Genomic DNA, 21,563 nt, shown 5'->3' with positions numbered 1-21,563 from the left:
CAGGAGGACGCCATGCCCGACCACACACCCACGGACGACCTCGATGAACGCCAAGCCCAGGCCTCGTCGATGAACGAGGAGAACCCTCCCACGGTTCCCGAGGGCATCGCCGTGCGCGACATGATGCGGGTGAAGTACGAGCCGCGCGCCTCGAACGAAGTCCTCATCATCACCGGCTACTCGGGAGCGGGCCGGACCGGTGCCGCTCGCGCGCTTGAGGATCTGGACTGGTACGTCGTCGACAACCTGCCGCCGACTATGCTGCCCGCTCTCGTCGGCATGATGTCGAATGACCCCGCGGCCGGCGTGCACCGCCTGGCGGTCGGCGTAGACGTTCGCTCGCGCACCTTCTTCCGCACACTGGACGCCACACTCGAGCAGCTCAAGGGCGCTGGCATCGCCTACCGCATTATCTTCCTCGAGGCCAACCCCGAGACCCTCGTGCGCCGCTACGAATCCAACCGTCGTCCCCATCCCCTCCAGGGTGCCGGCACGCTCATGGACGGCATCAAGGCCGAGATGCGTCTCCTCGCGCCCCTGCGCCGCGCCGCCGATGAGGTCATCGACACGTCCACCATGAGTGTCCACGATTTGACCCGGCGCATCCGTGACATCGTGGCGGGGGAGGAGCACCCCCTGCAGGTGACCGTCGAGTCTTTCGGTTTCAAGCACGGCCTCCCACTCGACGCCGATCACGTCGTTGACGTGCGTTTTCTCAAGAACCCGTACTGGGTGGACGAGCTGCGTCACCTCACCGGCAAGGACCAGGCCGTCGCCGACTACGTGCTCTCCCAGCCGGGTGCGCGCGATTTTGCTCTCGGATATGCCGACCTACTGGCCCCCATGCTGAGCGGGTATCTGGCAGAATTGAAGCCATTCGTCACGATCGCCGTCGGATGCACGGGCGGAAAGCACCGCTCGGTTGCTTGCTCCGAGGCGATCGCCAAGCGCCTGCGCACACACGGATACACGGTTCGCGTGATGCACCGTGACATTGGGAGAGACTAATGCCCTATCTTGATGCAGCCGGCTGGGTTCAACGTGGAGAATCCGGCCAGAACATCGTCGCCCTCGGTGGCGGACACGGCCTGTCCGCCACCCTGCGCGCACTGCGCCACATCACCCGAGCGCTCACGGCAGTCGTGACCGTCGCCGATGACGGTGGTAGCTCCGGCCGTCTGCGCCAGGAGATGCCGATCCTGCCCCCCGGTGACCTTCGAATGGCCCTTGCATCCCTGTGCGAGGAGTCCGAGTGGGGACTGACCTGGCGAGACGTCATGCAGCTACGCTTGGATACGAGCGGGCCACTCAACGGCCATGCGCTCGGCAACCTGCTGATCTCTGGCCTGTGGCAGCTCCTCGACGATCCGGTTGAGGGCCTCGACTGGGTCGGGCGTCTCCTTGGCGCGCAGGGCCGCGTCCTGCCCATGTCGACGACGCCCATTGACATCGAGGCAGACATGAACGACGGGGGACGCCGCTACGTCGTGTCCGGTCAATCGAAGGTCGCCGTCGCCCCCGGCACCGTCGAGCACGTGCGCATCACGCCTGAAGCCCCCGAGGTCCCCTCTGCGGTCACCGACGCCATCTCCGAGGCCGACTGGGTCGTGCTGGGTCCTGGCTCCTGGTACACGTCGGTTATTCCGCACCTCCTGGTCCCCGACATCAACCGCGCGCTCGCGACGACGGACGCGCACCGCGCGCTCGTACTCAACCTGGCACGCCAGCGCGGCGAAACCGACCTCATGTCAACCGCCGATCACGTGCGTGTTCTGCGCGAGTACGCGCCCATGCTCAAGCTTGACGTCGTTGTGGCAGACCCCACGGCCTGTGATGACATTGACGAGCTCATCGTTGCAGCCGAGGAGCTCGGCGCGCGCGTTCTTCTGCGCCAGGTTCGTACGGGAGACGGTGCCCCGCATCATGACCCGTTGCGCCTCGCCGCCGCCCTGCGTGACGCATTCGACGGCTTCCTTGGTGAGGTCGGACAGCCCGAAACGTGGTTACCTTAGAACCTGTTGCCTGTTGACAAACGACATCACACCCGAGGAAGAATCCGTGTCTCTGACATCTGACATGAAGGACGAGCTGGCGCGCGCCGTCATCACGACGCCGTCCGAGGTGGCCGCCGAGGTGAGCGCGACACTGCGTTTTGCGGGTGGCCTGCACCTCGTGGGCGGTCGCATCCTCGTCGAGGCCGAGCTCGACTCACCCGTCGCTGCGCGACGCCTGCGCACCTATCTGCAGGCGCTGTACAACGCCGAGTCCTCCGTCGTCGTGGTGTCCGGATCGTCTCTGCGGCGAGGCAAGCGCTACGTTGTGCGTGTCGTTCACAAGGCCGACGAGCTCGCTCGCTTAACTGGTCTCGTCGATTCACTGCGCCGTCCTGTGCGTGGCCTGCCACCCGTTCTTGTCGCCTCGGGTACCGCAGAGGCCGCGGCGATTTGGCGCGGTGCGTTCCTTGCCCGCGGCTCGCTCATGGAACCCGGACGTTCCTCGTCGCTCGAAATCACGTGCCCCGGCCCCGAGGTGGCTCTCGCGATGGTGGGCTGTGCGCGCAAGCTGGGAGCAGCAGCGCGATCGAAGGAGGTGCGCGGCACCGACCGCGTGTCCGTCCGCGACTCTGATGCGATCGGTACCCTGATTTCCGCGATGGGTGCACCCCAGACCTTCGAGGCCTGGCAGGAGAGACGCGAACGCCGCGAGGCGCGGGGCAGCGCCAACCGACTGGCTAACTTTGACGATGCGAATCTACGCCGTTCCGCTCGCGCTGCGGTCGCCGCCGGTGCCCGCGTTGAGCGAGCCTTTGAGATTCTTGGGGACGACGTACCGGCTCACCTGCTCGAGGCAGGTACCCTGCGGCTGAAGTACAAGCAGGCGTCCCTCGAAGAGCTCGGCAAGCACACGAATCCGCCGCTCACCAAGGATGCCGTCGCCGGGCGCATCCGCCGACTCCTGGCGCTTGCCGACAAGGTCGCACACGAACGAGGCATTCCCGATACGGAATCCGCGCTCACCCTCGACATGCTCGATGAGGACTGAGGTCCCTGGTTCCTGCCACAACGTCTCGATTCAAACGAGAATTACCCCACGTGCAGATTTTCAAATTGGATTGTGACAGAGCACGCTCTGGGGTGTAGATTAGGAACTGCTGGAACCGCAGACATCTGCGGGCCGGGCTGGCAACCCGCACGCCCGGTTGCATCGAATACCGTGCCCCGCGAGGGGCACGAGCAGGAGGAACATAGTGACCACCCGCGTTGGCATCAACGGCTTCGGCCGCATCGGCCGCAACTTCTTCCGCGCTGCTCTCGAGCAGGGCGCGGACATCGAGATCGTCGCCGTTAACGACCTCACCGACAACAAGACCCTCGCTCACCTGCTGAAGTACGACTCGATCACGGGTCGCTTCCAGGGCGAGGTCTCCTACGATGACGAGGGCATCGTCGTCGACGGCAAGCACATCAAGGTGCTCGCACAGCGTAACCCCGCCGACCTGCCCTGGGGCGAGCTCGGCGTTGAGGTTGTCGTTGAGTCCACCGGCTTCTTCACCGACGGCGAGAAGGCCAAGGCTCACCTGGACGCTGGCGCCAAGAAGGTCGTCATCTCCGCTCCCGCGAAGAACGTCGACGGCACCTTCGTCATGGGCGTGAACGAGGACAAGTACGATGGCGCCACGATGAACATCGTGTCGAACGCCTCCTGCACGACCAACTGCCTCGCCCCCCTGGCCAAGGTTCTCGAGGAGAACTTCGGCATCGAGCGCGGCATCATGACCACCATCCACTCCTACACGGGTGACCAGCGCGTCCTCGACGCTCCTCACAAGGACCTGCGTCGCGCCCGCGCCGCGGCCCTGAACATGATCCCCACCAAGACCGGTGCTGCCCAGGCCGTCGCCCTGGTCCTGCCCGAGCTTGAGGGTAAGTTCGATGGCCTCGCCGTCCGCGTCCCCACCCCGACCGGCTCCCTGACCGACCTCACCTTCATCGCGAAGAAGGAGGTCTCCGTCGAGGCCGTTAAGGCTGCCGTCAAGGCCGCTGCCGAGGGTGAGCTCAAGGGTGTTCTCGAGTACACCGAGGATCCGATCGTGTCCTCCGACATCGTGGGCGACCCGCACACCTCGATCTTCGACGCCACCGAGACCAAGGTCATCGGCAACCTCGTCAAGGTCCTGTCCTGGTACGACAACGAGTGGGGCTACTCGAACGCTCTCGTTCGCCTCACCGCCCTCGTCGGCTCCAAGCTCGCCTGAGCACACAGCTGATACACCAGCCATGAGCTGATCAGCGAGATGCCCGTGCACCCTCGTGCACGGGCATCTCCTACATCGCCACCGCCTTCAGACCGAAAGGACTCCTCGTGAGGACCATCTCCACCCTGGGCGACCTGCGCGGCAAGCGCGTCCTCGTCCGCTCCGACTTCAACGTTCCGCTCAAGGACGGCGTCATCACCGATGATGGCCGTATCCGCGCGGCCCTGCCGACCCTCAAGACCCTCACCGACGCTGGTGCCAAGGTCGTTATCATGGCCCACCTCGGCCGCCCCAAGGGCAAGGTCGACCCCGCCTTCTCGCTGGCCCCCGTCGCCAAGCGCCTCGCTGAGCTTTCCGGCGTGAAGGTCACGCTGGCCTCCGACGTCGTTGGCCCCTCCGCTGCCGAGACGGTCGCCGCTCTGGGTGATGGTGAGATCGCCCTGCTCGAAAACGTCCGGTTCGATCCCCGTGAGACCTCCAAGGTCGACGAGGAGCGCGAAGAGCTCGCCCGCGAGTACGCCAAGCTCGGCGACGCGTTCGTCTCCGACGGCTTCGGCGTCGTCCACCGCAAGCAGGCGTCCGTCTACGACATCGCCAAGCTGCTGCCCTCGGCCGCCGGCCTGCTCGTCCTCAAGGAGATCGAGTCCCTGTCCAAGGTGACCGGCGACCCCGAGCGCCCCTACGGCGTCGTCCTCGGCGGCTCCAAGGTCTCCGACAAGCTCGGCGTCATCGCCAACCTGCTGAAGAAGGCCGATATGCTCTTCATCGGCGGCGGCATGGTCTTCACCTTCCTCGCCGCTCAGGGCTACTCGGTGGGCAAGTCTCTCCTTGAGGAAGACCAGATCGACACCGTTAAGGGCTACATCGCCGAGGCCGCCGAGCGCGGCGTCGACCTCGTCCTGCCCGTCGACGTCATCGTCGCCCCCGAGTTCGCGGCCGACGCGCCCGCGACCGTCGTCAAGGTCGACGCTATTCCTGATGACCAGATGGGTCTGGACATCGGCCCCGAGTCCGCGAAGCTCTTCGCTGACAAGCTCGCGACCGCCAAGACGGTGGCCTGGAACGGCCCCATGGGCGTCTTCGAATTCGACGCGTTCGCCGGCGGCACCCGCGCCGTCGCCGAAGCCCTGTCCAAGGGCTCCATGTTCTCCGTCATCGGCGGCGGCGACTCCGCCGCAGCCGTGCGCCTGCTCGGCTTCGACGAGAAGACCTTCTCCCACATTTCCACTGGTGGTGGCGCCTCCCTCGAGCTCCTCGAGGGCAAGGTTCTGCCCGGTATCGCAGTTCTGGAGGACTGACTCATGGCACGCACCCCCCTGATGGCCGGCAACTGGAAGATGAACCTCGATCACCTCGAGGCCAACCACCTTGTCCAGGGCCTGGCGATGGCTTTGTCCGATGCTGGCCACGACTACTCCAAGTGCGAGGTCCTCGTGATCCCGCCGTTCACCGACATCCGCACCGTTCAGACCATCGTCGACGCCGATGATCTCCAGATCAAGTACGGCGCCCAGGACGTCTCCATCCACGACAATGGCGCCTACACCGGTGAAATCTCCACCGAGATGCTCACCAAGCTCGGCGTCACCTACGTGGTCATGGGCCACTCCGAGCGCCGCGAGTACCACGGTGAGTCCGACGAGCTCGTCGGCGCCAAGGCCCGCAAGGTCTTCGACGCTGGCATGACCCCGATCCTGTGCTGCGGCGAGGCCCTCGAGATCCGCAAGGCTGGCACCTACGTCGACTTCGTGCTCGGCCAGATCCGCGCCGCCCTCGCCGGCTGGAAGGCCGAAGAGGTCGCCAAGATCGTCATCGCTTACGAGCCCATCTGGGCCATCGGCACCGGCGAGACGGCATCCGCCGAGGATGCTCAGGAAGTGTGCGGTGCCATTCGCGCCGCCCTGGCCGAGGACTTCGGCGCCGAGACCGCCGAGTCCACCCGCATCCTCTACGGCGGCTCCGCCAAGCCCGGCAACATCAAGGAGCTCATGGCTCAGCCCGACGTCGACGGCGGTCTCGTCGGCGGCGCGTCGCTGAAGGCTGACTCCTTCGCCGCCATGGCGAACTTCTACGCCTGAGCAACGCTCGCGCGCCCGTACCATCCGGCCACCTGAGCCGGGTCGGAGCGGACGCGAGGTGGGGCCAACCGGTGTGCCGGTTGGCCCCACCGGCATTCTCGGATAAGATAGGGCTATATGTGCCTCGAGTCGGGGCGACCTGCGATAGAAACTGGATTGATTGTGACCATTCTGAACAATGTGCTGATCGTGCTGATCTTCCTGACCAGCATCCTGCTGACCCTGACCATCCTCATGCACAAGGGACAGGGCGGCGGCCTCTCGGACATGTTCGGTGGCGGTATTTCCTCGTCGGCAGGCTCCTCCGGTGTCGCCGAGCGTAACCTGAACCGCATTACGATGGGTACGCTGTTCATTTGGCTGGCATGCATCATCGGATACGTGCTTCTCACGAAGTTCGCTGGCTGATGGGTCGTCATTGACATCGCCCTGTGGCTCTCCGCTCGTGAGCGGGGAGCCATTTTATACCCCTGGAAAGCGTTAGAAAGTGGGGCCGTCTTCTGTAAGAAGACGGCCCCACAACGTCATGGTGTGGTGTCTCTACGCGAGGTTTAATCGCGAGGCCGCTGCCTCGTCCACGTAGACACGAGTCGACGGGGAGAGAATTCCCGCAACGGGCACGTCGAGCGCAGAGGCGTCGGCAAAGGCGCGCCCAAGCGCGTCGGCCTTTGCTTCACCGGTGGTCGTGAGCCATACCTCGCCGCACGCGCGCATGACAGGCATCGACACTGTGATGCGCTCGGGCGGGGGCTTGGGCGAATTGCGAATCGCCAGAATAGGGGAGGCCTCGTCCATGTCGATGCGCCCCGGGAAGAGCGAGCAGATGTGCCCGTCGGGACCCATTCCGATCAGTGCGATGTCGAAGGATCCCTGACCCATGAGAGCGAGCCAGGTGTTAGCAAACGCCCTGGTCGCATCGTCAAGCGATCCAGCGCCAGGCGCGGACTCATCCGATGTCGGCATGCGTATGAACTCTACGCCGGTGGCGGCATGGAGGAAGCCATCCCAGGCCTGATCGTCGTTACGGTCCGCATCCCCGGCCGGAACGTAGCGTTCATCGACCAGCCACACGCGAACGCGCGACCAGTCAACCTCATCGACATGCGGCGCCAGCGAGGGGAGAAGAGACGTGGTGATGGCTCCGCCGGAAATGGCAACGTTGACCCGCACATCGGTGTCGGCCTCGTCAATGAGCGCGCGCAGACGCGCGAAAAATGCGCGACCAACGGCGGTATTCAGCTCGTCGATAGTTGGAAAGACCTCGAGCGTGTGAACAGAAACCATGTCACTCGCCTTCAGAGGACAGAGCTAGGCGCGGCAGCTCCTCGGTGAGGAGCTCTCCGTAGTAGACGTCCGGATCGAGACGGCGCAGGTCTTCCATGAGCGAGTCCTGAACGGAGCGGCGTGCCAGGTTGACGCTTCGATCCTCGAGGCCCGGGCGTGAGAGGCGCGCCACCGACGAGGAGGCACTGCGCGACAGGGACACGGTCGTGTCATCATCAAAGAAGAACGTGATGTCTGTGATCGTGAGGGCTTCGGGATCGACGACGCGCTCGACGGGAACGCCCAGCTGGTGGTGCAGCCACGCAGCGACGAGGAACGGCGAGGGGTGCGTCGCGTTACCCGCGACGCGGATCGAGGATGGCAGGCGATCAAAGTCTTCGGCGATGGCGGCTAGCAGCGCACGCCACAGCGTCACACCGGCCCACGCGAGATCGATGTCGCCGGGGGTGTACACGGCCGACAGCGCGGACAGCGTCGCCATCGGGCATTCGGTCGCACGCGAATCGGTGATGCGCTTGACCGCGAGGCGGCCGAGTGGGTGCGTACCAGGATTTTGCGGCGGAGCCACCGGCCAGTAGGTGACGACAGGAGTGTCCGACTGGAGCAGTGGCATGACGAGCGAGTCAATGTTCGATGCTGCCTCGCCGCGCGGTTCCAGGATGATGATGTCGGACAATCCCGCTGCATCGCCGACGCGAATCTGAGCGTTGAGGCGTGCGGTTCCTTCGGTGGACTCGGGTTCGACGATGACGATGACGCGGCAGGGATGCTCGCGTGACACCGCGTCGGATACATCGATCGCGTTGTCGACATCGATCAGGTCGGGCACGCAGATGAGCAGCGTGAGGACGCGGCTGAGGGCGGCCGATCCGCGCTCGTCACGCAGCTCCACGATGCGGGAGGCAACCTCGGCGGACGTGGTGTTCTTCAGGGTGATGATCACGGGAGCCTCCAGAAACGGCCGTCGCGGGCCAACATGTCGTGCGCGGATTGGGGACCCCAGGTGCCGGGGGCGTAGGGCTCGGGCTGCCCCTGGGTTTCCCAGAAGGACAGGATCGGGTCGAGGATCTTCCACGAGGCCTCGACCTCGTGCTGGTGCGGGAACAGGGGAGCGGAACCGACGAGTGCGTCAAGGATGAGCCGCTCGTACGCCTCGGGGGAGTCCTCGGTGAACGCGTGACCGTAGGCGAAGTCCATGGTGACGTCGCGCACCTGCATCGAAGTGCCCGGAACCTTGGCGCCTAGCTTGAGGGTCAGGCCTTCGTCCGGTTGGACGCGGATAACGAGCGCGTTCTGTGCGGATTCGCTGAGGGCCGAGCTGCCGAATGGCACGTGTGCCGAGCGCTTGAAGATCACCGCGATTTCGGTGACGCGCTTGCCGAGGCGCTTGCCTGCACGTAGATAGAAGGGCACGCCCGCCCAGCGGCGTGTATCGACGAAAAGCTTGATCGCTGCAAAGGTTTCGGTGGTTGAGTCGGCGGGGATGCCGTCCTCCTCGAGGTAACCGCGTACGCGATCTCCTCCTTGCCAACCGCTGGCGTACTGGCCGCGTGCGGTGTCGATGGCTAGGTCATCGGGCAGGCGTACTGCGGAGAGAACTTTCTCCTTCTCGGCTCGGATTTCCTCGGGCGTGAAGCGCACGGGTTCCTCCATGGCGGTCAGTGCCATGAGCTGCAGCAGGTGGTTCTGAATGATGTCGCGGGCTGCGCCGATGCCGTCGTAGTAACCAGCGCGCGTGCCGATGCCGATGTCCTCCGCCATCGTGATCTGCACGGAGTCGACGTAGTTTGCCTTCCACAGAGGCTCGAACATGGCGTTCGCGAAGCGCATGGCCATGATGTTCTGGACGGTTTCCTTGCCCAGGTAGTGGTCGATGCGGAAGACGTCCTTCTCGTCGAAGATCTGCGAGATCACGTCGGAAAGCTCGCGCGCCGACTCGAGATCGTGTCCGAAGGGCTTCTCGATGATGACGCGTCGCCATTCGCGGCCCTGTCGCTTGTTGAGGCCGGTGTCCGACAGGTGCTTGGCGACGACCGGGAAGTACGACGGAGGAATGGACAGATAGAAGGCGTGGTTGCCGCCGGTGCCGCGTGAGTGGTCGAGTTCGGCGACGGTCTCGGCGAGGCGACGGTAGGCTTCCGGATCGTCGAAGGTACCGGAGACGAAGCGCAGTCCGGAGCGCAGCTGGTTCCACGTGCCCTCGTTAAATCCGGTGCGGGTGTGCGCCTCGATGGACGCGCGCACGTATTCCTCGAAATCCTGCGGGCTCCAGTCGCGGCGCGCAAAGCCGGTCAGAGAAAACGCGGGGTGGAGGAGACCTCGGTTGGCGAGATCGTAGATCGCGGGGAGCAACTTCTTGCGGGCGAGGTCACCGGTGATACCGAAGATGACAAGGCCGCAGGGCGGTGAGATACGCGGAAGCCTGCGGTCCTGGGGGTCGCGCAGGGTGGGGATCTCGTTGGTCACGAGTAGTCTCCGTTCGCAGAAGGGTTGGGACGAGGCCGGGGCCCGGACGCGTCATCCTTGGGGTGAGCGCAGCGGGACCGAGGACCCACACATGTTTACGAGAATAGGGCTGCTGGCACGCCCTCGCGCGCCAGCAGCCCTATGTTCAGTTCAGTTGACTAAAAAGTCACGAACGAGCGGCCTCGATGGATTCCTTCGCAGCGGCGGCCACGTGCTCGGCATCGATGCCATACTCCTTGAAGAGGAGTTCGCCCGGCGCGGAGGCGCCGAAGTGCTCGATGGAGACGGCGCGGCCGGCGTCGCCGATCCAGCGGTACCACGGCAGAGCGATGCCGGCCTCGACAGAGACGCGGGCGCGCACCGACGGGGGCAGGACGGAGTCGCGGTATTCGCGGTCCTGGGCCTCGAACCAGTCGAGGCAGGGGACGGACACGACGCGGGCGGCCACGCCCTCGGCTGCCAGGGCCTCGCGTGCCTCAAGGGCGACGGAAACCTCGGAGCCGGAGGCCAGCAGGATCACGTCGGGTGTGCCCTCGGTGTCGGCCAGGACGTAGGCGCCGCGGGCGAGGTCCTCGGTGGTGGCTAGGCCGGTGCCTTCGCCGCGTGCGGGGTTGGGCAGGTTCTGGCGCGACAGGACGATGGCTGCCGGGTGGGACTGCTCGAGGATGGCCTTCCAGGATGCGGCCGTTTCAGCGGCGTCAGCGGGACGCACGACAGCGAAGTTCGGGATCGCACGGTAGGAGGCGAGGTGCTCGATCGGCTGGTGTGTCGGGCCGTCTTCGCCGACGCCGATGGAGTCGTGGGTCCACACGTAGGTGACCGGCAGGTCCATGAGGGCGGCGAGGCGCACAGCGCCGCGCATGAAGTCGGAGAACACGAAGAACGTGCCGCCGTACGCGCGGGTGAAGCCGTCGGCGGCGATGCCGTTGAGGGCCGCGCCCATCGCGAATTCGCGCACGCCGAAGTGGAGGTTACGGCCGAACTCGTTGCCGCTGAACGCCGACGAGGAACGGTGCGCGGGCAGGAACGAGGGCTCGCCCTTGAGGAACGTGTTGTTCGAACCGGCGAGGTCGGCGGAACCGCCCCACAGTTCGGGCAGCACCGGGGCGATCGCGTTGAGGACCTGGCCGGAGGCGGCGCGGGTCGCGATGGCCTTGCCCTCTTCGAAGGTCGGCAGCGCGGTCTCCCAGCCGTCGGGCAGGCGGCGTTCGAGGAGGCGCTCGAGCAGGGCGGCCTGTTCGGGGTGCGCGGCCTTCCACGCCTCAAAGCGCGCGTCCCAGTCCTTGCGGTACTCGGCTGCGCGAGCGGCGGCGCGGGCGCGAACCTCGTCCACGACTGCCGAATCGGCATCGAACATCTTCTCGGGATCGGCGCCCAGGGCCTCCTTCAGGCCCTTCAGGGCCTCGGAGCCGAGCTTGGAGCCGTGGATGCCACCGGTGTTCTGCTTGCCGGGGGTCGGCCAGCCAATGATGGTGCGCAGCGCGATGAGCGAGGGCTTCTTTGTTTCGGCCTTGGCGGCCTCGAGTGCGTCGTTCAGAGCCGCCGTGTTCTCCTCGTAGGAGCCGTCCTCGCCGAGCCAGTCGACGCGCTGGACGTGCCAGCCGTAGGCCTCGTAGCGGGCCAGGACATCCTCGGTGAAGGCGATCGAGGTGTTGTCCTCGATGGAGATGTGGTTGTCGTCCCAGATGACAGTGATGTTGCCGAGTTCCTGGGTGCCTGCCAGGGAGGAGGCCTCGGCGGAGACGCCCTCTTCGAAGCAGCCGTCGCCGGCGATGACGTAGACGTTGTGGTCGAAAACGGACTCACCGAGCGGAGTCTCGGGATCGAGCAGGCCGTGGACGCGGCGGGCGTTCATGGCGAAGCCGACGGCGGACGCGATGCCGGTGCCCAGGGGGCCGGTGGTGATCTCGACGCCTTTGGTGTGGCCGTACTCGGGGTGGCCGGGGGTGAGGGAGCCGGCGGTACGCAGCGTCTTGATGTCGTCGAGTTCAAGACCGAAGCCGGAGAGGTAGAGCTGGACGTACTGGGTCAGCGAGGAGTGGCCGGCCGAGAGGATGAAACGGTCGCGTCCGATCCAGCGCGGGTCGGCAGGATCGACGTTCATGACCTTGTTGTAGAGGAGGTAGGCGGCGGGGGCGAGCGAGATCGCAGTACCGGGGTGGCCCGATCCTGCCTGCTCGACGGCGTCGGCGGCGAGGAGCTTAGCGGTCTTGACCGCTTCGTCATCAATGTGATCCCAGTGAAGTGACACGGTGGTCTCCAGGTGTTGGGCCCCAGCGTTGGGGCGGAAATGGTTTACCGCGTCACAGTCTAGCGAATATGTGCGAATGCCGATAGCGCTCACGCACATATGTTGCACAGTCGCTTACCCTGTCACCATGACGTCTCTGGAAGCTCTCGTCCGCGACTGGGTGGATTATCTGCGCGTTGAAAAGGGGGCATCCGCGCATACAGTTTCAAACTATCGCCGGGACGCCATCCGATACGCGTTTGACATGAAGGATCGCGGAAAAATTGATATTGGGGACGTCAGCGTGCGCGACATCGAGGACTACATGATGCGTCTGGCATCTGGAGCGGTCACGGGAACTCCTGCCGCCGCATCGTCCGTGGCACGTGCGTCGGCTGCGATCCGCGGGCTGCACAAGTACGCGCTGACCGAAGGAGTGGTCGCGACGGACGCGGCCGCTCAGCTGCATGCCCCGCGTCAGGGGCGTCATCTGCCCAAGGCTCTCTCCATCGATGAGGTCGGGCGTCTGCTCGATGCTGCTCACGCCGACGATTCACCGATCGGCCTCCGTGACGCGGCGCTGCTCGAGCTGCTGTACGCAACCGGGGCGCGCGTCTCTGAAGCGGTGTCCCTGAGCGCGGATGACCTCGATCTCGATGGCGACGTTCCCGTTGTGCGCCTGTTCGGCAAAGGGCGTAAAGAAAGGATCGTTCCGGTCGGTTCTTTCGCCGTCGACGCGCTCCACGCATACGGGGTGCGTGCTCGACCGGCTTTGGCAGCACGAGGCAGGGGAGAGACGGCATTCTTTCTGAACTCACGCGGTGGTGCGCTGTCGCGACAGAGCGCATGGACGGCTATCCGACGCGCGGCTCAGGCCGCTGATCTGGGGGATCGTGTTTCTCCGCATACGTTGCGGCATTCGTTCGCGACGCACCTGCTCGAGGGGGGCGCGAGCGTACGCGAGGTTCAGGAGCTTCTCGGGCATGCGTCGGTCGCAACGACGCAGATCTACACCCAGGTGACCGCACAAGCGCTGCGTGAGGTTTTCACCCTGTCGCACCCGCGGGCGCGTGGCACCGATGCATCCGCGCGGTGATGAATTAGGATGGGGGCGTGACCACGAACTCGCATCCTACGCTGACGCCCGACCTGCGCGAAGAGCCGGTCGATTTCCCTGTGCCCGCGCCGCTGTCGGGGCACGGTCCCGCTCGCGTGATCGCGATGTGCAATCAGAAGGGTGGCGTCGGCAAGACGACGACGACTATCAACTTGGGCGCCGCGCTGGCCGAGTACGGTCGACGGGTCTTGATCGTGGACTTCGATCCCCAGGGTGCCGCCTCCGTCGGCCTGGGCATTAATGCGCTCGACATGGAGCAGACGATCTACACGCTGCTCATGAACCCGAAGGCGGACGTCAAGGCGACGATCTGCCACACATCGACGGAAAACCTCGACATCATTCCAGCAAACATTGACCTGTCCGCGGCTGAAGTGCAGCTCGTCAATGAGGTTGCCCGCGAGAGCGCGCTGGCCCGCGTTCTACGGCATGTCGAAGCCGATTACGATGTGGTTCTGATCGACTGTCAGCCGTCCCTCGGTTTGCTCGCGGTCAATGCCCTGACCGCGGCTCATGGAGTGATCGTCCCGGTGGAGGCGGAGTTCTTTGCACTGCGTGGCGTCGCGCTGCTCGTCGAGACCATCGAGACGGTGCGCGATCGCATCAATCCGCGTCTCAAGATTGACGGCATCGTCGCCACGATGGTTGACTCGCGCACGCTGCATTCGCGTGAGGTCCTCCAGCGCCTGCAGGAGGCATTCGGCGACCTCGTGTTCGATACGCGCATCGGCCGCACCATCAAGTTCCCGGACGCGTCTGTGGCGACCGAGCCGATCACCTCCTATGCTCCCAACCACGCGGGCGCACACGCCTACCGTCGACTCGCGCGGGAAGTCATTGCCCGTGGTGACGCGGCCTGACAGTCTCGAGGTCCAGGGGGAGTTTGACCTTTTCGCCGTTTCGCTCCCGGTTTTTGAAGGCCCCTTCGATCTTCTCCTGTCGCTGATCGCCCGCAAAAAACTCGACATCACTGAGGTTGCACTCGCCCAGGTGACCGATGAGTTCATCGCCTTCATGCAGGCGTCTCCGGACTTATCTCGTACGACGGAGTTCTTGGTCGTGGCAGCGACACTGCTCGACATGAAGGCGTCTCACCTGCTGCCGGTTATCGACGAGGAGGAGAATGCCTCGCAGGCCGATCTGGAGGCCCGCGATCTGCTCTTCTCCCGGCTCCTTCAGTATCGCGCGTTCAAGGAAGCAGCGAAATACCTTGATCAGCGGATGGGGGAGTACAGCTCGTACGTCGCCAGGGATGTGCCCCTGGAGGCGCATTTCGCAACGCTTCTTCCCGAGCTGCGTTGGTTGACAACGCCCGAGGACCTCGCTCGGCTCGCCGCCGATGCGTTATCTGCCGCAACGCCGATGGTGCAGGTCACGCACTTGCACGATCCTGTTGTGCCCGTGCGCGAGCAGGCGCTCCTCGTCAGTGCGATGCTCGCGCAAGCGGGTTCTATGACCTTCCACGAACTCGTTGAGGACGCTGCCACGCGTGCCGTGGTCGTCTCACGTTTCCTCGCCCTGCTTGAGCTCTATCGGCGAGGCGCTGTTGAGTTCGATCAGGAGAACGCGCTCGGGGCGCTCACGATTCACTGGACTGGCACACAGGGCCGCATCGATATCGATGTGGATGACTACTCGGGAGCGGGCGACGAAGACCTTGCCCCGGCCTCGTCGAACAGCGCCACACGATCTGACGGCGAAGGAGATAACGCTGATGAGTGAGCACATGCTGCGCGGCCCCATCGAGGCGATTCTGATGGTGGCATCGGAGCCGGTTGATGCATCCGAACTCGCCGACGTCCTCGGCGTCAGTGCTGACGACATTGATGCCGAACTGCGCGCGCTTGCCTCTGAGTACCTGGGCGAGGGGCAGGATCACCCGCGCGGTTTTGAGCTGCGCGAGGTGGCGGGTGGCTGGCGCATCTATTCCGCTCGCGCATACGCCGACGTCGTCGGCCGCTTCGTCGTCGGATCGTCTCACGCCCGCCTGTCGCAGGCCGCCCTGGAAACATTGGCCGTCATTGCCTACCGCCAGCCCATTTCACGGACTCGGATCTCCCGTATCCGTGGAGTCAACGTGGATGGTGTCGTGCGCACCCTCATGGCTCGAGGCCTTGTAGAAGAGACGGGACTGACACCATCCGGTGCGCGCCTGTACGGGACGACCGGCGAATTTCTTGAGAAAATGGGATTAACGAGCCTGTCGGAGCTGGTACCGTTGGCACCCTACCTGCCAGACGCCGACGCGCTGGATGAATTGGAGGAAGAACTATGAGGGCTAACCCCTACACCGAGGGTGGAGTGCGCCTGCAGAAGGTGCTCGCCCAGGCCGGCGTCGCATCCAGGCGCGCATCCGAACAGATGATCGCCGACGGTCGCGTGAGCGTCGACGGCACCGTTGTGCGCAGCCAGGGCGTGCGTGTCGACCCCACAAAGCAGGTCATTCACGTGGATGGTGAGCGGCTGATCCTCGACGAGACCAAGCACATCGTCCTGGCGGTCAACAAGCCGATCGGCACCGTGTCGACGATGAGTGACCCGGAGGGCCGTCCCACGATCGCGGACCTCATCGCTGACTATCCGGAGCGTCTGTACCACGTCGGTCGCCTGGACATCGACACCTCCGGCCTCCTCCTGCTGACCAACGATGGTGAGCTGGCGAATCGCCTGACTCACCCGTCCTACGAGATTCGCAAGACCTACGTGGCGCGTCTGCACGGCGAGGTGAAGCCGGGCGTCAAGCGTGCCCTCATGAACGGAATTGAGCTGGAGGATGGCCCGATCAAGGTTGATTCCTTCCGCATCGTCGATACCTACGGCGACATCACGACCGTCGAGATTGTTGTGCATGAGGGGCGTAACCGACTGGTGCGCCGCATGATGGAGGCCGTCGGATACCCGGTGCGTGAGCTCGTGCGCACCGGTTTCGGCCCTATCACGCTTGACCACCTCAAGCAGGGGACGACTCGACGCGTCAAGGGCAATGCTTTGACTGCGCTGTACGGAGCCGTCGGACTGTGAGTGGCGAGAGCGGGGCGCTCGGGCAGCGAGTCGTATCGACTGTCGGTCCGGTTCTCATCATCGGCTCGGGTTTGCTCGGTGCGTCGCTTGGCCTTGCGCTGCGGGCCGGGGGAGTGCGCGTCTACCTGGAGGATGCCTCCCCCACGTCGCTACGCTTGGCCTGCGATGTCGGTGCGGGTGAGGCTTTTGGTGACGTTCTCGCCGAGGCCGGGGTGCGCCGCTCCGGGTGCGGCTCGGATCGGCTCGGCTACGAGGCTCCACGTCTCGTCATCGTCGCGACACCCCCGGATGTCGCCGACCGCATCATCGTCGAGTCGTTGCTGCGTTTCCCCGACGCGATTGTCACCGACGTTGCGTCGGTGAAGGATGCTGTCGTTGCCGATGTCCTCTCTGGTTTGCGCTCTGAGGGATGTCTTGACGCGGCGTCGCGCTACGTCGGTTCGCACCCGATGGCGGGTCGCGAGCGCAGCGGAGCCGGGGCTGCCGATGCGGACCTGTTCTACGGACGCCCGTGGGTGATCGTCGCTCACGAGACGACGTGGCCGCGCGCGGTGCTGACTGCACGAGCGTTGGCGACGGACGTTGGAGCCGTGCCGCTCGAGATGAACGCTGGAACGCACGATCATGCGGTTGCCCTCGTGTCGCATGTCCCGCAACTTGTGTCGTCGATGCTCGCCGCACGCCTTGTCGATGCTCCCGCCCAGGCTCTCGGCCTGGCCGGCCAGGGATTGCGTGACACTGCGCGTATCGCGGGCTCTGACCCTCGTCTCTGGACCGCCATCTTGGCGGGCAACGCAGGGCCCGTCGCATCGATTCTGCGCGATCTGAGAGGCGATCTTGATGACCTTCTCACGCACCTGGATGCTGCCGCCGACTTGGGGCCGCTACGCGGTGGGAGCGTTGGGGCCATCAACCGCGTCATGACCGCTGGTAACCAGGGGGTGTCCCGTATTCCTGGTAAGCACGGCGGTGCTCCGTCGCGCTACGCGGAAATTGAGGTTCTCATTCCCGACGAGCCGGGCGCGCTTGGGCGACTCTTCAGCGAGCTTGGCGAGTCTGGCATCAACATTGAGGACCTCGTCCTTGAACATTCGGCGGGTGCACAGGCTGGTGTTGCCCGTGTCATGATCGACCCCGCGGTTTCCGACCGCTGCGTCGCAGACCTGCAGGAGCGGGGCTGGCGACTCATCACCCACTCAACACCTCGATGAGGAGAATGCAGCAATGAACGACTCGATGCGTCAGGACGCCATTTCGCGCGTCGGTATCACGATCGCTATCGACGGCCCGGCGGGCTCTGGCAAGTCCACGGTCTCGAAGGCTCTGGCGGCCAGGCTTGGCATCGGATATCTCGACACGGGCGCGATGTACCGTGCGCTCACGTGGTACTGCCTGGATCGCGGCATCGACCTGGCCAACAAAGCCGCAGTTGCGGCTGCGGCAAACGAGATGCCGCTGCGCTTGGTCTCTGACCCGTCGGATCCACACGTGTGGGTGGAGGAGCGTGAGATCACTCAGGAGATCCGTGAACCGCGCATCGCGCTGGAGATCAAGCACGTGTCGACGAATCTTGACGTGCGTGCGTGGATGGCGACGGAACAGCGCAGGCGCATGATGGAGGCCCGAGAGCAAGGCTCCGGGATGATTGCGGAGGGACGCGACATCACGACCGTGGTCTGCCCTGACGCTGACGTGCGTATCCTTCTACTTGCCGATCAGGAGGCGCGTCTACGTCGCCGCACGCTCGAACTCTATGGTGATGCGACCGAGGAACACATGGAGATTGTGCGCGCTCAGGTAGAGGGACGCGACAAGGCGGACTCCGCAGTATCAGAGTTCATGGTCGCGGCACCCGGCGTCGCGACTGTCGATTCCACGGGTCTCGATATCGAGGGTGTGTGCGAGGCTGTTCTCGCCTACGTCGATGAGGACCTGGTGCGCCGCGACGCCCAGTAATACGCGCAAGTGAGCATGAGTGTGCCCCGCACGATAGGTGCGGGGCACACTCATGCTCTGCGTCAGTAGCCGGGTTGTTCTATCCCTGCGAGATTCCTCTGGGGGGTTGCGTGCCGTAGCCATAGGTCGGTCCCTGGTCGGGCGCTGTGCCGTATGCCGGACCTTGAGCTGTTGGCATGCCGTAGCCCTGTCCCTGCGTCGGATTGGTGCCGTAGCCATAGGTCGGCCCCTGGTTGGGCGCTGTGCCGTATGCCGGACCTTGAGCTGTTGGCATGCCGTAGCCCTGTCCCTGCGTCGGATTAGTACCGTACCCGTTGCCGGGGAACGATCCGGGTGAGCTCTGCCGTCCGGTGTAGGGATGCTTGTACGACCACGGCGGGCTGAATCCCGTATACCACGAGCGACCGGGGGCCTCGGTGCCTTGAGGATAGCCCGTGACACCGTACTGGGGGCCGTTGGCGCCGGTGTAGTTCGGCATGTCGTGGATATCCTTGCGTGCCCGTCGGTAGACGATCACCTGGATGATGCAGGCCGGTAACAAGATGACGAAGAAAACCCCGATCATGATGAGGACCGCGATGGCGGTCGCCCCTGATTCCGAACTCGTCGAGGTACTACGGCGTGCGGGAGCAACGGTGCTTGAAGTCACGCTAACTGGGGGAGTGCGGGGGACAGATGCCTCGTTGCGGTCGCTCGTGCCACCAGGTGCAGGCATGACGGTACTTGCGACGGTCGATGTGTGTGGTTCGGCAGACGCGTGCGTCGCAGGACCGATGAGAGCGGTCGTCGCGCAGGCGAGGGTGGCTCCGCAGATGAGGAGCCGATGAGACAGCATGTGGTGTTTCCTCCCAGCGTGATCTGGCGGTCCAGCGCGATGGAGCGGTCTAGGACCCCGCCTAGTGTAGTGCGTGACGGAAGAATCGACGTGGACTCTGTTGCGTGGTGGATACTGACGACTCGAGGTGTGCGCGTGCACCGGCTTCGCAGATCGTCGAGCGGTCGAGGCAGACGCGAGACGTCAGTAGCCGTTTCCGTACGTGCCGTTTGTGCCGGTTGGCGGGTAGCCGCCCTGCTGATTGCCGTAGTAGTTGCCGTAGTCGCCCGCCGGATAGCCGCCTCCCGCCTGCATCGGCGTGTTCATGGGAGCTCCGGTTTGTGGATACTGCGGGCTGCCATAGCTTCCGGCCGTGACGCCGTACTGCGGTCCACTGGGGCCGTTGTAATTCATCATCCGTGATTGCCGACCCCCGTTTTGGGAAGAAATGTATCGGAACAGGTAATAGCCGCCGGCGAGCAAGGCGAAAATAATCAAGGAGATGAGGAGCGCTACCGGGTCATGGGAGGTCGTCCGTGAGCGGAAACGTCGACGTGTTGGTGCTGGCGCCGATGAGCTTGCCTGCGCTGCATGACCGGTAGTTGCAACGCTTGAGGGGGCGCTCTGAGTGGCGACGATGACTGAGCTTGCCTGTGCTGACGAGGCATCCCAGGTCCCAGCAGATGGTGCCGCGATACCCGTGAGAGCGAGTGCGAGGGAAGCTGAGATTGTCAGAAGGCGACGGGTAGCCATAAGGGGTACTCCCACGATGCTTGTTGTCGGTAGATAAGTATCAGTGTAATCGCGTAGACACGTCAGGACCGCTTGTTCCGTGTGGTGATACGTGCACGCAGTCTCAGAAGACGGGGTGCGTGTCCTCGTTCGGTGGCGGTGTGTCGTGGCGCACGCCTGTCGGCTTGCTTCCTGATCGCCGGGTGCGCTATAGTTCTACAGGTCGCCACGGCGACGAATTAAATACGGGCTGTGGCGCAGCTTGGTAGCGCACTTGACTGGGGGTCAAGGGGTCGTGGGTTCAAATCCCGCCAGCCCGACGAAAGAACCGTGAGGGTATGTCCCTCACGGTTTTTTGTCTGTCCGAACAGGTCTCGCCTGCATTGTTTGCGACGGAAGGGACCTCTGTCCTTAGTGGTGTGCGTGCCCACAATTTGTAACCGAAATGTGATCCACATTTAGTCGCTTTTATTTCGCCCGGTAAAACGTGTTTTTCGGAATAGATCGGCCGATTTTCGCAGGTAGAGGATGGTCGTTCGATGTGCGTGGGCAGTCACAAGTACTTCAACGCCTGGAGTAAACTGTTTCACAGGTCGAAGTCGTCAACGGGGATGATTTCGACCTGCTTACTTTCATCGGGCGCGCAGTGGATACCTGACCGCGGGTGGCTTCCGTGTTTGTTCGTCAGCTGCCGCTTGTGAGTGCGCGGATGCGTGATCTTTCCTCTTCGGGCGAAGAACCCCGGCCTCGTTCGGGGTGGAACGAGGTCGGGGCTACGCTGCGTGCAGGGCTATACGACAATCATTCAGAGCCAGGAGTGGCCTTGTCCGTGCCATCCACGGCGAAGTCCTCGAGCGCGGGAGTCTGAGAATCGGGATTTTGAAACTCGGTCACTGTCGTCACCTCGTGGACGGCCGGATCCGAAACCGTCAACCCAGTTGTGTTCCCCGCTTGATCGACGATGTTGAGGCGGTTATCGGCGTCGAGCTCAACGATGAACAGGTCTTCGAGCTCACCAGCACCAGCTGAGGAGAGTTCACCGCGCAGCCATTCCTCATCGCGATGAGCCAGCTCGAGGTTGTCGGCCACCGCCTGACCGTTAGAGACAAGAACGTAGTTAACGCCGCCCTCGCCCTTGCGGCGCACAGTCAGGGAGCCGTTTGCTTCACGCTGAACGAGCTGGAGATCGTGGAGCGAGAAGATGCCCATCCCGCGCAGCTCAGCCAGAAACTCGACCGGGTCAAGCTTGTGATCAGTGCTGTCGAGCGCATCTTGGGTGAATCGTCCACCTTCGATAATCGTGTATGCCTTTCCCATGACGAGCGAGCGCGTCGACATGAATTTCGACGTTAGGTAATTGAGTCCGGAAACGATCGCGAAGGTGATGAGCAGGAAGCTGATGTACTCCGCAAATGAGATGGCGTGATTGTAGATGACGCCGCCGATAGTGCCACCGAGGATAAAGTTCCCGATAAAGTCGATCGGCGTCATCTGGACCGTCTGCTGCTTGCCCGTGAGGCGCAGGTGGAGGACGATCAGGATGATACCGATCAGGAGCTTAAAGACCGTCATTTCGAAACCGTGAATATCGAACATGACATCACTCTATC

The 21,563-nt window shown here is 64.1% G+C and carries 21 protein-coding genes and 1 tRNA gene; 15 read left to right on the top strand and 7 right to left on the bottom strand.

All coding sequences use genetic code 11. The annotated features are described in order from the left end of the window. Nucleotides 1-12 precede the first annotated feature (12 nt). The 7 genes from rapZ (at nucleotide 13) to secG (ending at nucleotide 6,741) form a co-directional block, all read left to right on the top strand. Nucleotides 13-1,008 carry an RNase adapter RapZ gene (gene rapZ, locus QP415_RS00600; RefSeq protein ID WP_016461704.1) on the top strand — a complete coding sequence of 332 codons (996 nt, stop codon included), beginning with the start codon at nucleotides 13-15 and terminating at the stop codon, nucleotides 1,006-1,008. Next, nucleotides 1,008-2,012: a gluconeogenesis factor YvcK family protein gene (locus tag QP415_RS00595; RefSeq protein ID WP_016461703.1), complete on the top strand. Its 1,005-nt coding sequence runs from the start codon at nucleotides 1,008-1,010 to the stop codon at nucleotides 2,010-2,012. The genes rapZ and QP415_RS00595 overlap by 1 nt, the downstream gene beginning before the upstream one ends. 46 nt (nucleotides 2,013-2,058) lie before the next feature. Beyond that, a complete protein-coding gene (gene whiA, locus QP415_RS00590) occupies nucleotides 2,059-3,042 on the top strand; it encodes a DNA-binding protein WhiA (protein ID WP_016461702.1) in 984 nt (327 codons plus the stop codon). Nucleotides 3,043-3,247: 205 nt separating this feature from the next. Further along, a complete protein-coding gene (gene gap / locus QP415_RS00585) occupies nucleotides 3,248-4,255 on the top strand; it encodes a type I glyceraldehyde-3-phosphate dehydrogenase (RefSeq protein WP_016461701.1) in 1,008 nt (335 codons plus the stop codon). A 107-nt stretch (nucleotides 4,256-4,362) separates the two neighbouring features. Beyond that, nucleotides 4,363-5,553 (top strand): phosphoglycerate kinase, encoded by a 1,191-nt coding sequence (locus QP415_RS00580; RefSeq protein ID WP_285097886.1) that lies wholly within the window; start codon nucleotides 4,363-4,365, stop codon nucleotides 5,551-5,553. A 3-nt stretch (nucleotides 5,554-5,556) separates the two neighbouring features. After that, complete coding sequence (gene tpiA / locus QP415_RS00575) at nucleotides 5,557-6,333, top strand: triose-phosphate isomerase (RefSeq protein WP_016461699.1); 777 nt, start codon at nucleotides 5,557-5,559, stop codon at nucleotides 6,331-6,333. Nucleotides 6,334-6,495: 162 nt separating this feature from the next. After that, a complete protein-coding gene (gene secG / locus QP415_RS00570) occupies nucleotides 6,496-6,741 on the top strand; it encodes a preprotein translocase subunit SecG (RefSeq protein WP_048674885.1) in 246 nt (81 codons plus the stop codon). A 132-nt stretch (nucleotides 6,742-6,873) separates the two neighbouring features. On the opposite strand, the gene pgl is transcribed toward secG, so the two are convergent. From pgl to tkt, 4 genes are all read right to left on the bottom strand, one after another. Next, nucleotides 6,874-7,617 carry a 6-phosphogluconolactonase gene (gene pgl, locus QP415_RS00565; RefSeq protein WP_285097880.1) on the bottom strand — a complete coding sequence of 248 codons (744 nt, stop codon included), beginning with the start codon at nucleotides 7,615-7,617 and terminating at the stop codon, nucleotides 6,874-6,876. A 1-nt stretch (nucleotide 7,618) separates the two neighbouring features. Beyond that, nucleotides 7,619-8,560 carry a glucose-6-phosphate dehydrogenase assembly protein OpcA gene (locus QP415_RS00560; RefSeq protein WP_285097877.1) on the bottom strand — a complete coding sequence of 314 codons (942 nt, stop codon included), beginning with the start codon at nucleotides 8,558-8,560 and terminating at the stop codon, nucleotides 7,619-7,621. Further along, nucleotides 8,557-10,083, bottom strand: coding sequence for a glucose-6-phosphate dehydrogenase (gene zwf / locus QP415_RS00555; RefSeq protein ID WP_285097874.1), 1,527 nt, complete (start codon nucleotides 10,081-10,083; stop codon nucleotides 8,557-8,559). Before zwf ends, QP415_RS00560 begins: the two co-directional genes overlap by 4 nt. Before the next feature lie 166 nt (nucleotides 10,084-10,249). After that, on the bottom strand, nucleotides 10,250-12,334 hold the full coding sequence (gene tkt, locus QP415_RS00550) for a transketolase (RefSeq protein ID WP_285097872.1): 2,085 nt from the start codon (nucleotides 12,332-12,334) through the stop codon (nucleotides 10,250-10,252). A 127-nt stretch (nucleotides 12,335-12,461) separates the two neighbouring features. Here tkt and QP415_RS00545 point away from each other — a divergent pair, with 127 nt between their 5' ends. The 7 genes from QP415_RS00545 to cmk are packed head-to-tail and all read left to right on the top strand — an operon-like array spanning nucleotide 12,462 to nucleotide 18,407. Beyond that, nucleotides 12,462-13,409, top strand: coding sequence for a site-specific tyrosine recombinase XerD (locus QP415_RS00545; RefSeq protein WP_016461692.1), 948 nt, complete (start codon nucleotides 12,462-12,464; stop codon nucleotides 13,407-13,409). Nucleotides 13,410-13,426: 17 nt separating this feature from the next. Further along, nucleotides 13,427-14,290 (top strand): ParA family protein, encoded by an 864-nt coding sequence (locus QP415_RS00540; RefSeq protein ID WP_016461691.1) that lies wholly within the window; start codon nucleotides 13,427-13,429, stop codon nucleotides 14,288-14,290. Further along, nucleotides 14,274-15,152 (top strand): segregation/condensation protein A, encoded by an 879-nt coding sequence (locus QP415_RS00535; RefSeq protein ID WP_285097867.1) that lies wholly within the window; start codon nucleotides 14,274-14,276, stop codon nucleotides 15,150-15,152. The genes QP415_RS00540 and QP415_RS00535 overlap by 17 nt, the downstream gene beginning before the upstream one ends. Next, the gene (gene scpB, locus QP415_RS00530) at nucleotides 15,145-15,705 is read left to right on the top strand and encodes an SMC-Scp complex subunit ScpB (RefSeq protein ID WP_285097864.1); all 561 of its coding nucleotides are present in this window, start codon (nucleotides 15,145-15,147) and stop codon (nucleotides 15,703-15,705) included. Before QP415_RS00535 ends, scpB begins: the two co-directional genes overlap by 8 nt. Continuing rightward, nucleotides 15,702-16,451 carry a pseudouridine synthase gene (locus tag QP415_RS00525; RefSeq protein WP_285097861.1) on the top strand — a complete coding sequence of 250 codons (750 nt, stop codon included), beginning with the start codon at nucleotides 15,702-15,704 and terminating at the stop codon, nucleotides 16,449-16,451. Before scpB ends, QP415_RS00525 begins: the two co-directional genes overlap by 4 nt. After that, complete coding sequence (locus QP415_RS00520; RefSeq protein WP_048674917.1) at nucleotides 16,448-17,662, top strand: prephenate dehydrogenase; 1,215 nt, start codon at nucleotides 16,448-16,450, stop codon at nucleotides 17,660-17,662. Before QP415_RS00525 ends, QP415_RS00520 begins: the two co-directional genes overlap by 4 nt. A gap of 13 nt (nucleotides 17,663-17,675) precedes the next feature. Continuing rightward, a complete protein-coding gene (gene cmk, locus QP415_RS00515) occupies nucleotides 17,676-18,407 on the top strand; it encodes a (d)CMP kinase (RefSeq protein WP_048674920.1) in 732 nt (243 codons plus the stop codon). 79 nt (nucleotides 18,408-18,486) lie between these two features. Here cmk and QP415_RS00510 read toward each other — a convergent pair whose 3' ends face one another. Beyond that, nucleotides 18,487-19,242, bottom strand: coding sequence for a hypothetical protein (locus QP415_RS00510; protein ID WP_285097856.1), 756 nt, complete (start codon nucleotides 19,240-19,242; stop codon nucleotides 18,487-18,489). 183 nt (nucleotides 19,243-19,425) lie between these two features. Further along, entirely contained in the window at nucleotides 19,426-19,719 is a 294-nt protein-coding gene (locus QP415_RS00505) for a hypothetical protein (RefSeq protein WP_285097854.1), read from the bottom strand. A 480-nt stretch (nucleotides 19,720-20,199) separates the two neighbouring features. Between QP415_RS00505 and QP415_RS00500 the strand changes: the two genes are divergently transcribed. Then, nucleotides 20,200-20,273: transfer RNA gene (locus tag QP415_RS00500), tRNA-Pro, on the top strand. Between the two features lie 481 nt (nucleotides 20,274-20,754). On the opposite strand, the gene QP415_RS00495 is transcribed toward QP415_RS00500, so the two are convergent. After that, entirely contained in the window at nucleotides 20,755-21,549 is a 795-nt protein-coding gene (locus QP415_RS00495) for a DUF421 domain-containing protein (protein ID WP_285097852.1), read from the bottom strand. Nucleotides 21,550-21,563 lie beyond the last annotated feature (14 nt).

It is taken from the genome of Pauljensenia sp. UMB3104 (genome assembly GCF_030217285.1).
In the GTDB taxonomy this organism is placed as follows: domain Bacteria; phylum Actinomycetota; class Actinomycetes; order Actinomycetales; family Actinomycetaceae; genus Pauljensenia.
This window is presented reverse-complemented; position numbering and strand designations above follow the sequence as displayed.

What these genes read in the sequence shown, in the direction of transcription:
- rapZ (WP_016461704.1), top strand. Translation starts at nt 13, where the DNA reads ATGCCCGACCACACACCCACGGACGACCTCGATGAACGCCAAGCCCAG.
- cmk (WP_048674920.1), top strand. Translation starts at nt 17,676, where the DNA reads ATGAACGACTCGATGCGTCAGGACGCCATTTCGCGCGTCGGTATCACG.
- QP415_RS00595 (WP_016461703.1), top strand. Translation starts at nt 1,008, where the DNA reads ATGCCCTATCTTGATGCAGCCGGCTGGGTTCAACGTGGAGAATCCGGC.
- tpiA (WP_016461699.1), top strand. Translation starts at nt 5,557, where the DNA reads ATGGCACGCACCCCCCTGATGGCCGGCAACTGGAAGATGAACCTCGAT.
- QP415_RS00545 (WP_016461692.1), top strand. Translation starts at nt 12,462, where the DNA reads ATGACGTCTCTGGAAGCTCTCGTCCGCGACTGGGTGGATTATCTGCGC.
- QP415_RS00510 (WP_285097856.1), bottom strand. Translation starts at nt 19,242, where the DNA reads ATGCTGTCTCATCGGCTCCTCATCTGCGGAGCCACCCTCGCCTGCGCG.
- QP415_RS00525 (WP_285097861.1), top strand. Translation starts at nt 15,702, where the DNA reads ATGAGGGCTAACCCCTACACCGAGGGTGGAGTGCGCCTGCAGAAGGTG.
- scpB (WP_285097864.1), top strand. Translation starts at nt 15,145, where the DNA reads ATGAGTGAGCACATGCTGCGCGGCCCCATCGAGGCGATTCTGATGGTG.
- QP415_RS00495 (WP_285097852.1), bottom strand. Translation starts at nt 21,549, where the DNA reads ATGTTCGATATTCACGGTTTCGAAATGACGGTCTTTAAGCTCCTGATC.
- pgl (WP_285097880.1), bottom strand. Translation starts at nt 7,617, where the DNA reads ATGGTTTCTGTTCACACGCTCGAGGTCTTTCCAACTATCGACGAGCTG.